We start from the raw sequence: 12781 nt of genomic DNA on the forward strand, positions 1-12781 counted from the left end.
GAAAAGCCTACTTTCGGAGGCTTTTCTTTTTAAAGAATCACAACTTATGCTTTAGCTATAGATGCGTCTTTAAGATCAATCTTATCGCTATCACTATCATGCATAATCAGTGCAACCGCAATAGCAGTAATCAATACAGGTAAACCCACAGCAATAAAGTTAAAGTGTGCAGGCAAATTCATCCCCAACAAACTCCCGATTAAAATTGGTCCAATGATTGCACCCATACGACCAATCGCAGACGACCACCCAATCCCAGTTGAACGAACAGCAAGTGGATAGTACTGAGCGACATAGCTATAAAGCAGCATTTGCGAACCAATGGATGCAGCACCCGCCAAGAATACTAAAATATATAAAAGGAATTGATTCGATTGGAAGCCCATCAAGCTCATTACAACAGCACCCATCATGCCCAAGCACATCAGCACAGGTTTCAAATGGAAGCGATCAGCCAAGATCCCTCCACCCACAATACCAATCACAGCACCAATGTTCATCACCATCATAAACATCAAGCTATTGTCCATTGAGTAGCCTGCTGCCATCATTAACTTCGGCAACCAACTGCTTAAAGCATACATTGTCAGTAAGCAGGTGAAGAACGCCACCCAAAACAATAAGGTATTTACCGCACGCCCACGTTTAAATAAGCTCACAACATTTGCAGACTCTGGCACATCAACCTGATGCAACTCAAAAGTTGTATCTTCTTTTACTGTCACCGTTGGTGCTAAACGACGAACAATTTTACGTGCTTCCGCCTGACGGTTTTGTTGCACAATAAAAGTCAAAGACTCGGGCAAAAACTTCCAAATAACTGGTAACAACAACAAAGGAATACCCGCAATAAAGAACATAATTTGCCAACCAAAACTTGGAGTAAACCACGCACCTAGTAATGCAGCCATTACACCACCCACAGCATAACCACTAAACATTGTGGTTACTAAGGTACTACGCATTTTTTGTGGTGCATACTCAGATGTCAGCGCAACAAGGTTTGGCATTACTCCACCAATTCCTAGTCCCGCAAGGAAACGGAGAATTGCAAATTCCGTTGGGTTTGATGCAAAACCACCTGCACAGGTAAGCCCGCTAAAAAGTACAATACAGATCATAATGACTTTTTTACGACCAATTTTATCCGCCAAAGAGCCAAATATCATTGCACCAAACATCATGCCTGCTAAAGCAGTACTTGCAAGCATACCCGCCTGTACAGCACTTAAGCCCCAGTCTTCCATTAATAATGGCAATACCACACCATTAATTGCCAAATCATAACCATCAAATAAAATAATTAGCAGACACCAAGCAACAACTTGAAAATGGAAACCCGAAAATTTTGCACGATCAATAATATCATTCACATTAACTGCTTTAGCTGACATTATTCACCTCCTATGAGCTATTGTTTCATTGCACTTTAACTAGCGCCCTTCAGTTTTTATAATGTGCTAATTCAGCCCAAACAGAAGTCATTCACCAAAGTAATTTGGTGTTATATTCACACAATTTATAGTGATATAAAAATTCAACATTAGTCTAAATAAATGATTTAATTCGCATTAAAAATAAATAAAACCAACCATTAACACTTGTCTTTCTGATATGAAATAAAATAATAATTAACAATAAAGGCCTAATTTAAATTAGATAAAAATATAGTATTTAGTTGATAGTAAAAATTAACTGATAGTAAAAAAGAAAAATAAGTATAGAAAGGTTTATTTAAATAATAATTATGACTATTTAGGATGTTTTATTTAATTACGATAAACCTCAATTAGACGATTGATTCATTTATTATTTAAATCTTTTCAGCATAAAAAAATCCCCCTATCTCATTTGAGATAGGGGGATTTAGAATTAATGAGCTGGCGATGACTTACTCTCACATGGATAACTCCACACTACCATCAGCGCTAAGAGGTTTCACTTCTGAGTTCGGGAAGGGATCAGGTGGTTCACTCTTGCTATTGTCGCCAGCACAACTGTTTATGACTATTCGTTGGGTCTTATTTACACATTGTGTATGCCTAACTTTCATCAAATGAGTTATTAACAGGTATATTTGAGTTGATTTTAACATAAAGCATAGCTTTATGTCTTGCGCTCGGACAAACATAATTAATGTTTGTTTATTCCTCGCTCATGTATCTAGCTTTATAACTAAATCAAGTTGTTTGCAGTGATTTGAACCACAACACCAACTGTTTGGGTGTTGTATAGTCAAGCCTCACGAGCAATTAGTATTGGTCAGCTTCACATATCACTATGCTTCCACATCCAACCTATCAACGTCGTAGTCTTCAACGGCTCTTTAGAGGACATAAAGTCCTAGGGAAATCTTATCTTGAGGTAGGCTTCCCGCTTAGATGCTTTCAGCGGTTATCCCTTCCGAACATAGCTACCCGGCGATGCGACTGGCGTCACAACCGGTACACCAGAGGTTCGTCCACTCTGGTCCTCTCGTACTAGGAGCAGATCCTCTCAAATTTCCAACGCCCACGGTAGATAGGGACCGAACTGTCTCACGACGTTCTAAACCCAGCTCGCGTACCTCTTTAAATGGCGAACAGCCATACCCTTGGGACCTGCTTCAGCCCCAGGATGAGATGAGCCGACATCGAGGTGCCAAACACCGCCGTCGATATGAACTCTTGGGCGGTATCAGCCTGTTATCCCCAGAGTACCTTTTATCCGTTGAGCGATGGCCCTTCCATACAGAACCACCGGATCACTAAGACCTACTTTCGTACCTGCTCGACTTGTGGGTCTCGCAGTTAAGCGCGCTTTTGCCTTTATACTCTACGCGTGATTTCCGACCACGCTGAGCGCACCTTCGTACTCCTCCGTTACTCTTTAGGAGGAGACCGCCCCAGTCAAACTACCCACCAGACATGGTCCTCGTCCCGGATAACGGGACAGAGTTAGAACCTCAATATTACCAGGGTGGTATTTCAAGATTGGCTCCACCGAAACTAGCGTCTCGGTTTCAAAGCCTCCCACCTATCCTACACAAGTAAGATCAAAGTTCAATGTCAAGCTGCAGTAAAGGTTCACGGGGTCTTTCCGTCTAGCCGCGGGTACACCGCATCTTCACGGCGAATTCGATTTCACTGAGTCTCTGCTGGAGACAGCGCCCCCATCATTATGCCATTCGTGCAGGTCGGAACTTACCCGACAAGGAATTTCGCTACCTTAGGACCGTTATAGTTACGGCCGCCGTTTACTGGGGCTTCGATCAAGAGCTTCGCTTACGCTAACCCCATCAATTAACCTTCCAGCACCGGGCAGGCATCACACCCTATACGTCCACTTTCGTGTTTGCAGAGTGCTATGTTTTTAATAAACAGTTGCAGGGGCCTGGTTTCTGTGGCTGCCAATAGCTCAAGGAGTAAATCCTATCACCGTCGGCAGCGTACCTTCTCCCGAAGTTACGGTACCATTTTGCCTAGTTCCTTCAGCAGAGTTCTCTCAAGCGCTTTGGTCTACTCGACCTGACCACCTGTGTCGGTTTCGGGTACGATTCCTATGTAACTGAAGCTTAGAGACTTTTCCTGGAAGCATGGTATCAGCCACTTCACTGTACAAGTACAGCTTGCTATCAGTTCTCAGCATACAGTACCCCGGATTTGCCTAAGATACATGCCTACAACCTTCCACCTGGACAACCAACGCCAGGCTGACTTAACCTTCTCCGTCCTCTCATCGCATTACATAGAAGTATTGGAATATTAACCAATTTCCCATCGACTACGCCTCTCGGCCTCGCCTTAGGGGTCGACTCACCCAGCCCCGATTAACGTTGGACTGGAACCCTTGGTCTTTCAGCGTGCGAGTTTTTCACTCGCATTGTCGTTACTCACGTCAGCATTCGCACTTCTGATACCTCCAGCATACTTCTCAATACACCTTCATCGGCTTACAGAACGCTCCCCTACCACTTGCAATAAATTGCAAATCCGCAGCTTCGGCATATAGTTTTAGCCCCGTTACATCTTCCGCGCAGGCCGACTCGACTAGTGAGCTATTACGCTTTCTTTAAAGGGTGGCTGCTTCTAAGCCAACCTCCTAGCTGTCTATGCCTTCCCACATCGTTTCCCACTTAACTATAATTTTGGGGCCTTAGCTGGCGGTCTGGATTGTTTTCCTCTTGACTACGGACGTTAGCACCCGCAGTCTGTCTCCCGGATAGTACTCATTGGTATTCGGAGTTTGCATCGGTTTGGTAAGTCGGGATGACCCCCTAGCCGAAACAGTGCTCTACCCCCAATGGTATTCGTCCGAGGCGCTACCTAAATAGCTTTCGGGGAGAACCAGCTATCACCGAGTTTGATTAGCCTTTCACCCCTATCCACAAGTCATCCCCTGGCTTTTCAACGACAGTGGGTTCGGTCCTCCAGTTAGTGTTACCCAACCTTCAACCTGCTCATGGATAGATCACCCGGTTTCGGGTCTACACCCAGCAACTAAACGCCCTATTAAGACTCGATTTCTCTACGGCTCCCCTATGCGGTTAACCTTGCTACTGAATGTAAGTCGCTGACCCATTATACAAAAGGTACGCAGTCACCGAACAAGTCGGCTCCCACTGCTTGTATGCATGCGGTTTCAGGATCTATTTCACTCCCCTCACAGGGGTTCTTTTCGCCTTTCCCTCACGGTACTGGTTCACTATCGGTCAGTCAGGAGTATTTAGCCTTGGAGGATGGTCCCCCCATATTCAGACAAGGTTTCACGTGCCCCGCCCTACTCGACATCATCATATAAGCCCTTTCGTGTACAGGACTATCACCCACTATGGTTGCACTTCCCAGAGCATTCCACTAGAACTTATATGACTTAATGGGCTTTTCCCCGTTCGCTCGCCGCTACTGAGGGAATCTCAATTGATTTCTTTTCCTAAGGGTACTGAGATGTTTCACTTCCCCTCGTTCGCCTCGTATGACTATGTATTCATCATACGATACCTGCCTTATGACAGGTGGGTTTCCCCATTCAGAAATCTCCGGATCACAGGATATTTGCCGCCTCCCCGGAGCTTATCGCAGGCTATTACGTCTTTCATCGCCTCTGACTGCCAAGGCATCCACCACATGCACTTAATTACTTGACTATACAACCCCAAACAGTCGTTAATCCCTACAAGTAGGATTAAGACAGTCTATGATGATTTCTCATCACTTCCTTACAGTTTGTTGTTCTGTGTACTTAAACACTGTACAGCTTCAATTCAATTCACATACCAAAACGCTTGATTCAGTTAATTTCGCTAGTAACTCATTTCTTCAATCTTCATCAATCAGTAATAAATCACTGTTAATGTCGATCTTAAAAACGAGTATGAACAAATTATTTCAACTCAAATATATTCTGTTAATGATTTTTCCAGCCTTCGTCAGGTCAGGAAACTGCGATAAATCACAGAAGTTAATAAGCTTTAACTTACTAAATTCTATAATCTATGGTGGAGACTAGGAGAGTCGAACTCCTGACCTCCTGCGTGCAAAGCAGGCGCTCTACCAACTAAGCTAAGTCCCCAGCTTATCAATAAGTCAATGTTTCTGTTTTCTGTATTCAGCATTTAACAATGCTTGTTAGTCAGATTTGGTGGGTCTGACAAGACTTGAACTTGTGACCCCACGCTTATCAAGCGTGTGCTCTAACCAACTGAGCTACAGACCCTCAGATACATCGTCATGAAGAACAACTTGTTGTGGATTCTTACCAATCGTCAATCTTTCGTTAAGGAGGTGATCCAGCCGCAGGTTCCCCTACGGCTACCTTGTTACGACTTCACCCCAGTCATCGGCCACACCGTGGTAAGCGTCCTCCTTGCGGTTAGACTACCTACTTCTGGTGCAACAAATTCCCATGGTGTGACGGGCGGTGTGTACAAGGCCCGGGAACGTATTCACCGCGGCATTCTGATCCGCGATTACTAGCGATTCCGACTTCATGGAGTCGAGTTGCAGACTCCAATCCGGACTACGATCGGCTTTTTGAGATTAGCATCCTATCGCTAGGTAGCAACCCTTTGTACCGACCATTGTAGCACGTGTGTAGCCCTGGTCGTAAGGGCCATGATGACTTGACGTCGTCCCCGCCTTCCTCCAGTTTGTCACTGGCAGTATCCTTAAAGTTCCCGGCTTAACCCGCTGGCAAATAAGGAAAAGGGTTGCGCTCGTTGCGGGACTTAACCCAACATCTCACGACACGAGCTGACGACAGCCATGCAGCACCTGTATGTAAGTTCCCGAAGGCACCAATCCATCTCTGGAAAGTTCTTACTATGTCAAGACCAGGTAAGGTTCTTCGCGTTGCATCGAATTAAACCACATGCTCCACCGCTTGTGCGGGCCCCCGTCAATTCATTTGAGTTTTAGTCTTGCGACCGTACTCCCCAGGCGGTCTACTTATCGCGTTAGCTGCGCCACTAAAGCCTCAAAGGCCCCAACGGCTAGTAGACATCGTTTACGGCATGGACTACCAGGGTATCTAATCCTGTTTGCTCCCCATGCTTTCGTACCTCAGCGTCAGTATTAGGCCAGATGGCTGCCTTCGCCATCGGTATTCCTCCAGATCTCTACGCATTTCACCGCTACACCTGGAATTCTACCATCCTCTCCCATACTCTAGCTTCCCAGTATCGAATGCAATTCCTAAGTTAAGCTCAGGGATTTCACATCCGACTTAAAAAGCCGCCTACGCACGCTTTACGCCCAGTAAATCCGATTAACGCTCGCACCCTCTGTATTACCGCGGCTGCTGGCACAGAGTTAGCCGGTGCTTATTCTGCGAGTAACGTCCACTATCCAAGAGTATTAATCTCAGTAGCCTCCTCCTCGCTTAAAGTGCTTTACAACCAAAAGGCCTTCTTCACACACGCGGCATGGCTGGATCAGGCTTTCGCCCATTGTCCAATATTCCCCACTGCTGCCTCCCGTAGGAGTCTGGGCCGTGTCTCAGTCCCAGTGTGGCGGATCATCCTCTCAGACCCGCTACAGATCGTCGCCTTGGTAGGCCTTTACCCCACCAACTAGCTAATCTGACTTAGGCTCATCTATTAGCGCAAGGTCCGAAGATCCCCTGCTTTCCCCCGTAGGGCGTATGCGGTATTAGCATTCCTTTCGGAATGTTGTCCCCCACTAATAGGCAGATTCCTAAGCATTACTCACCCGTCCGCCGCTAGGTCAGGTAGCAAGCTACCCTTCCCCGCTCGACTTGCATGTGTTAAGCCTGCCGCCAGCGTTCAATCTGAGCCATGATCAAACTCTTCAGTTAAAATCATTAGTAGCTTATGGCTACAAATCTTGGCTCATCAATTTTCTGACAAATATTTCTCAAATAAACTTCGAGTAATTCTTACCATCAATCAATGAAATATTTTCGATCGATCAATCAGTAAAAATCCACACAAGTTGTTCTTCATAATCTCTTAATGATCTTCTTGCTGATTCGTCATCAGCAAGCTAGGTCGGCTATACTACTCTCTTTCAAGAAGAAGTCAACTGGTTTTGTTAATTATTTTTAAACCTATTCAAGACTTCCAGATTTTACCGCTTGGGCTAAATCCTTGTTTCTCAACAAGTTTTAATCAACATCACCGCCGATGGATGTGCATTCTACAGTATTTCCAAACCAACACAACCCCCTTTATTCAATTATTTATAAAAAAACCTCCAACTGTTTACTTATTCAGCAAAATGTCGCTTTTTTACTAACATTTCTTAAAATTTGATTTAACAATGAGCAATAAAGAGCTGTTAAGATAGTTAAAAGATTATTTTTTTAATTCACCTGCTGATTATAAAGTTCCGGAACTCTTTTATATGCAACACATTCGCCACTTATGTGCTGGTCTACTCTTTGTAGGCTTTACAACATTTGCATTTGCTGAAGATGTAGCGCCTACAGCTGCCAGCGAAATAGATACCAGTGCTGATCCGCAAACAGCCCAATCTTCTTCGCTTAAAGAATTAAAGAATATTAAAGCAAAAGATTTAAAAGTAGATGCCAATGCGGCACAACCTGATAATGTAAAAGATCCACTTCAACCTTTAAATAGACAAATTTTTGCCGTCAATGATGCTTTAGACCGTGCGATCGTTCGCCCAATTGCGGTGGAATATAAAGAAAAGATCCCTTCACCGATTCGTGACTCTTATAGTGGCTTCCGTAAAAACCTCGGTGAACCTTGGAATGCGGTAAACCAACTTATACAAGGTCGTCCTGGCCGCGCCGCAAAAACTTTAGGTCGATTTACCATTAATACGGTAACCACTTTAGGCTTTGCAGATCCTGCTTCGCGTTTGGGTTTAGAAACTGAAGATGAAAATTTTGGTACAACCCTTGGCTATTGGGGTGTTCCATCTGGCCCATATCTCGTGCTTCCTATTTTTGGACCCAGTACTTTCCGTGATGGTTTTGGCTTAGTGGTCGATGGCTATGCACGCCCACAAAGATACATTCTAGAAGATGAAGAAGGCCTATATTGGGCTGAACAGACTTTACGTGGTATTGATGTAAGATCACAACTGATTGATATTGAGGGTGCGATTCAAGGCGACAAATATTCTTCAATTCGTGATATTTATTTACAGCGTAAAAACTTCATTATTGCTGAGAAAAAAGGCCAAGAAGCTGAAGGGATGTTTATTGATGATGTCGGTGATGATGATTCATCTAACCCTCCATCCACCAATGAATCGCATCAAATGTTAGATACGGAATAACAATGTATTCCAGCTAGAGTTGAATTTTTTTTCTCTAGCTGTAATTTGCTTGTTATAGTAAAGCAATAGCTTAATGCTAAGGATAAGCCATTTTTTTTATGTATTTCATTCAACCCTCTCGCCATATTCCATGTTTAGAACAGGTGCTAGACACACTACCAAGTGTGCAAATGATTCGCATAGAAGACATTGATCTTTATGACCCGACTATTATTGCTATTGCCGATATCCAAGATTATTTAGATTATAAATGGACACTGCCTACCATTGTCCTTGCCTTTGAAAATGAAGGTAGTGCTTTAGCCCAAGCTTGGGAACTCGGTGCTTTAGCAGGTTGGATGTGGAATAAACTGCCCAGTAACCCACAGCAATCCTTACTCAAAATTGATGCTCAATATAAGCGTAATCAAGACAGTCGCGATCTGCCTTCCGCAGCAGAGTTACAAAAGCGACTTTTACCAAACCCTATAGAACTCCAAAACTACACCGTTGAAACATTTTTTCAGCCTTCTGCTTATTTGTCTGGAGACTGGTTTGATTATTGGAAAATTAGCGATAAAGAAGTGATGTTCTATTTGGCTGATGTATCTGGTCATGGGGTCACCAGTAGCTTATTAACCTCTTGGATGGCGGCTTTTCATGGTCGTGCCAAAACACCGCGTGGGTTAATTAAGAAACTCAATGGTATGTTGGTTCAAGAGAATATTGAAAAGCACATCACCATGATTGCAGGGATTTTAAACCTCGAAACCCATCAACTTCGCTGGTCGAGTGCAGGACATTACCCCCCCGCAATTATCTTTGAGCCAAATCAAGCCCCTAAAATATTACATACCAGTAGTTTTCCTTTAGGCCTTACTGAAGAATTGGAAGTTGAAGAGCATGAATGTGTACTCAACCGTCATGCCCGCTTCATTATTTGTTCCGATGGCGCACTCGAACCCTTCAATGGGGGACTGAATGATCAGTTCACACAATTGGTCTATCATTTGCAAAATCAATCCTTTGAAGCACCAGAGCATGTTGCAGACGATATTGCTATATTAAGTTTACGTCGAATGAATTAACTAAATTATCAATAACTTATTACAATATCCTATCTTCTAAGACTGTTAGATACTTGAGTAAGTATTTGCCCTATGGGATAATTTCCTATCCTTCTCTGCAAATGGCATTTATATGTCAACAGGTCATGTTGAATATGCAAGCTTGAATGGAACGCATATTTTTAAGCTTATTGGCGAAGTGCGTGCCCAATCTTGTATCAGTCTAGACAAACTTTTAAACCGTATTGAACAACAGTCAAATGTTGTTGGTGCAATCGTAGATTTAACCCAAACTACATTCATCGACAGCACTGTGTTAGGCATTTTGGCAAAGTTAGGCTTAAAGCTTAAACAGATCCATAATATCCAAGCTGTCATGTTGTCCACCAACTCTGATATCACTACCTTAGCCAACAGTATGGGGCTAGGGCAGGTTTTTGTGATTTTAAACTACTGTGGCGATCCAAATGTTTGTACCCTCGAACTGATGGAAGAGCACATTACGCATCGTAATATGTTAAACACCGTACTAGATGCGCATAAGACTTTGATGGAACTGAATCAAAGTAATCAAAATATGTTTGAACCTTTGGTCAAACAGTTGCAAAAAGAACAAGACAGTCTCGATCAAGTGTCACAGCAACAAAACGCATAACAACAAATTTTGTAGGCCCATTTATGACTTTACTTTCTGTTGCACAGATGAACTCTCAAAATGACATCGAAGCAAACTTCCTTGTTATTGAGTCTCTCATTCAACAAAGTAAAGCAAATGGTGCTGAACTTATTGTGTTTCCAGAAAACTTCGTTTGTTTTGCTGCAGGCAAACAACGTGAGACAGCAGCACAGTTTGAAGACATTCAAAAGCGTTTAGAAAATCTTGCTCATCAATATCAGATCTGGATCGTCGCGGGTACTCTCCCATGCCCGTTCCGTCCAGATGGTTCTGTTATTGAGGATGGTCGTGTTCGTACAGTCAGTCTTTGCATTAGCCCTGAACGTACTGAAGCACGTTATGACAAAATTCATTTGTTTGACGTACAAGTTGGCGATGCTGTGGGTGGCTACCAAGAATCGAAGTTTTTTGAACCTGGTACAGATGTCGTTGTGGCGAAAACGCCTTTTGGTAATATTGGCTTGATGGTTTGCTATGACTTACGCTTCCCTGAATTGGCTTTAACTTTACGCGCGCGTGGTGCAAATATTTTGACTGCTCCTGCTGCATTTACTTACACCACGGGGCAAATGCACTGGCAGTTATTATTACAAGCCCGTGCGATGGATAGCCAAAGCATCGTGTTAGGCGCAGCGCAACAAGGTTGGCATGGTGAAAAGAGACAAACTTGGGGACATGCAGCAGCAACCAATAGCCGTGGTCAAGTTTTGGATTTAATTCTTAACCCGGGTGCACAGTTGATTACGGTACCGTTTGACTTGGCGGAACAAGTTCAAATTCGTGAAAGCATGCCGTTAATGCAACACCGAAAATTAGTGCAGTTTTAATCACGCTGCGATCGTTTAAGACAAGGTTATTCTTCGCACAAAAACTTTATATTGATTCACTACTGCTCTTTCATGGAGTAGCTCTAGCTCTCATAAAATACATGACTCTAATTTATCTTTAAAATTAATAATCACTCGAATCGCTCTCAGTTTTCATTCACATCGACAAGCCCTGATTGCGAATGTTAAAAAACAACAATAGGATTCTATACCATTGATTTTTAATTAACTAAACCCTCAATTTAAACGCAAGCATACTCTGTATAAATTTACAAAAACACTGCTTATTCTTTCTGCAATTTAGGACAGGATAAGAACTCAAATACAATATTCTGGGAATCACAATGTCTTTAGAAAAAGTAGTTTATACAGCACATGCTAAAGCGACAGGTGGCCGTGATGGTCGCGCAACCTCTTCTGATGGAATTTTAGATGTAAAACTCACGGTCCCTAAAGAAATGGGCGGCGCAGGTGGTGGAACGAACCCTGAACAGCTTTTTGCCGCAGGTTATTCTGCATGTTTTCTAGGTGCAATGAAGTTTGTTGCTAACCGTGACCAATTAAAAATTACACCTGATGTTTATATCGAAGCTGATGTTGGGATTGGTCCGATTCCAACAGGTTTTGGTATTCAAGTGACCCTGAACATTCACTTAGAAGGTTTAGAGCAAGCAGAAGCGCAAAAATTGGTGGATGCAGCACATATCGTTTGCCCTTATTCAAATGCAACGCGTGGCAATATTGATGTGACATTGAATGTAATTGTTTAAGTCATCTTTTCTATCCCGAAGTCATTACTTTGGGATAGATAGTTCATAACTTACAAGGGTTTGGGAATATCTTTTTAAATTTCTTTTGATCATCAATTTCATCTGCCAGCAAAATCAAATTTCCTTTTTGATCAAAATAAGAAGTGCCTTGGAACACCGTATATTGGGCAATATCAAAAATAGGGACATTTTGAAAAATAGGGTGCTGAGTACTGATCAAAGTATGTCTTTTTTTCGAATTTAATTGGCGAGCTGTGATTTTATTGTATTCAGAATCAGTTTCAATTAAACAATTATTCTTCGTATCAATAGCGATAAATTCTTGAGTCGCATCATCTTCTTGTTTATTTCTCGATAGAAAACTATGAGCCTGACATGGGCTACCACATGACATTTGAACATGATAATAATTTTGATTTAAACTCTCAATATTTGGTGATTTCATACCGCCATAAACTTTTTCTTTCTTGCCATGGGTGCTTCTAATGACATCACAAGACCACTCCATTTCATCATTGCATTGTTTATAAAAATTAAAAGTTTCATCTTTTGCAAAACTGAGAGGAGTAAAAAATACCATACCACTCAACACACCAAACAAGGCTAAGGATTTATTCATCATTATAAAGTTCTTTATTTTCATTCTAAAAGTAAAACGGACGCTGCCATAGAAACACATCAGGTAATTTCAGGATAATACAACTACACGCATAACCCG

Annotated in this window: 7 protein-coding genes, 2 tRNA genes and 3 rRNA genes; 5 read left to right on the forward strand and 7 right to left on the reverse strand. The window is 42.6% G+C overall.

The genetic code is table 11. The annotated features are described in order from the left end of the window. Nucleotides 1-44: 44 nt before the first annotated feature. The 6 genes from ACSC9N_RS13900 to ACSC9N_RS13925 form a co-directional block, all read right to left on the reverse strand. Entirely contained in the window at nucleotides 45-1394 is a 1350-nt protein-coding gene (locus ACSC9N_RS13900) for an aromatic acid/H+ symport family MFS transporter (RefSeq protein WP_010325960.1), read from the reverse strand. Between the two features lie 484 nt (nucleotides 1395-1878). Beyond that, nucleotides 1879-1993, reverse strand: a 5S ribosomal RNA gene (gene rrf, locus ACSC9N_RS13905). Nucleotides 1994-2231: 238 nt separating this feature from the next. Then, a 23S ribosomal RNA gene (locus tag ACSC9N_RS13910) occupies nucleotides 2232-5125 on the reverse strand. A 349-nt stretch (nucleotides 5126-5474) separates the two neighbouring features. Beyond that, nucleotides 5475-5550 (reverse strand) — tRNA-Ala (locus ACSC9N_RS13915). A gap of 67 nt (nucleotides 5551-5617) precedes the next feature. Next, a tRNA-Ile gene (locus ACSC9N_RS13920) sits at nucleotides 5618-5694 on the reverse strand. 61 nt (nucleotides 5695-5755) lie between these two features. After that, nucleotides 5756-7293 (reverse strand): 16S ribosomal RNA (locus ACSC9N_RS13925). The 16S, 23S and 5S rRNA genes sit together here with 2 tRNA genes alongside, the layout of an rRNA operon. Nucleotides 7294-7841: 548 nt before the next feature. On the opposite strand from ACSC9N_RS13925, the gene ACSC9N_RS13930 reads away from it, so the two are divergent. The 5 genes from ACSC9N_RS13930 (at nucleotide 7842) to ACSC9N_RS13950 (ending at nucleotide 12063) form a co-directional block, all read left to right on the forward strand. Further along, entirely contained in the window at nucleotides 7842-8744 is a 903-nt protein-coding gene (locus ACSC9N_RS13930; RefSeq protein ID WP_010325959.1) for an MlaA family lipoprotein, read from the forward strand. A gap of 98 nt (nucleotides 8745-8842) precedes the next feature. After that, nucleotides 8843-9811 (forward strand): RsbU family protein phosphatase GigA, encoded by a 969-nt coding sequence (gene gigA, locus ACSC9N_RS13935; RefSeq protein ID WP_010325958.1) that lies wholly within the window; start codon nucleotides 8843-8845, stop codon nucleotides 9809-9811. Between the two features lie 112 nt (nucleotides 9812-9923). Then, nucleotides 9924-10445, forward strand: coding sequence for an anti-anti-sigma factor GigB (gene gigB / locus ACSC9N_RS13940; RefSeq protein ID WP_004692241.1), 522 nt, complete (start codon nucleotides 9924-9926; stop codon nucleotides 10443-10445). Nucleotides 10446-10468: 23 nt separating this feature from the next. Then, nucleotides 10469-11293 (forward strand): carbon-nitrogen hydrolase family protein, encoded by an 825-nt coding sequence (locus ACSC9N_RS13945; RefSeq protein WP_010325957.1) that lies wholly within the window; start codon nucleotides 10469-10471, stop codon nucleotides 11291-11293. 344 nt (nucleotides 11294-11637) lie between these two features. Continuing rightward, nucleotides 11638-12063 carry an organic hydroperoxide resistance protein gene (locus ACSC9N_RS13950; RefSeq protein WP_010325956.1) on the forward strand — a complete coding sequence of 142 codons (426 nt, stop codon included), beginning with the start codon at nucleotides 11638-11640 and terminating at the stop codon, nucleotides 12061-12063. Between the two features lie 43 nt (nucleotides 12064-12106). Here ACSC9N_RS13950 and ACSC9N_RS13955 read toward each other — a convergent pair whose 3' ends face one another. After that, complete coding sequence (locus ACSC9N_RS13955) at nucleotides 12107-12685, reverse strand: hypothetical protein (RefSeq protein ID WP_010325955.1); 579 nt, start codon at nucleotides 12683-12685, stop codon at nucleotides 12107-12109. Nucleotides 12686-12781: the final 96 nt, after the last annotated feature.

Origin of the sequence: Acinetobacter sp. PC34 (assembly GCF_051789135.1) — a bacterium.
Classification (GTDB): Bacteria; Pseudomonadota; Gammaproteobacteria; order Pseudomonadales; family Moraxellaceae; genus Acinetobacter; species Acinetobacter johnsonii.

Excerpts from the sequence above, each read along its gene's own strand:
- ACSC9N_RS13900 (WP_010325960.1), bottom strand. The coding sequence starts at position 1,394 with ATGTCAGCTAAAGCAGTTAATGTGAATGATATTATTGATCGTGCAAAA.
- ACSC9N_RS13930 (WP_010325959.1), top strand. The coding sequence starts at position 7,842 with ATGCAACACATTCGCCACTTATGTGCTGGTCTACTCTTTGTAGGCTTT.
- gigA (WP_010325958.1), top strand. The coding sequence starts at position 8,843 with ATGTATTTCATTCAACCCTCTCGCCATATTCCATGTTTAGAACAGGTG.
- gigB (WP_004692241.1), top strand. The coding sequence starts at position 9,924 with ATGTCAACAGGTCATGTTGAATATGCAAGCTTGAATGGAACGCATATT.
- ACSC9N_RS13945 (WP_010325957.1), top strand. The coding sequence starts at position 10,469 with ATGACTTTACTTTCTGTTGCACAGATGAACTCTCAAAATGACATCGAA.
- ACSC9N_RS13950 (WP_010325956.1), top strand. The coding sequence starts at position 11,638 with ATGTCTTTAGAAAAAGTAGTTTATACAGCACATGCTAAAGCGACAGGT.
- ACSC9N_RS13955 (WP_010325955.1), bottom strand. The coding sequence starts at position 12,685 with ATGATGAATAAATCCTTAGCCTTGTTTGGTGTGTTGAGTGGTATGGTA.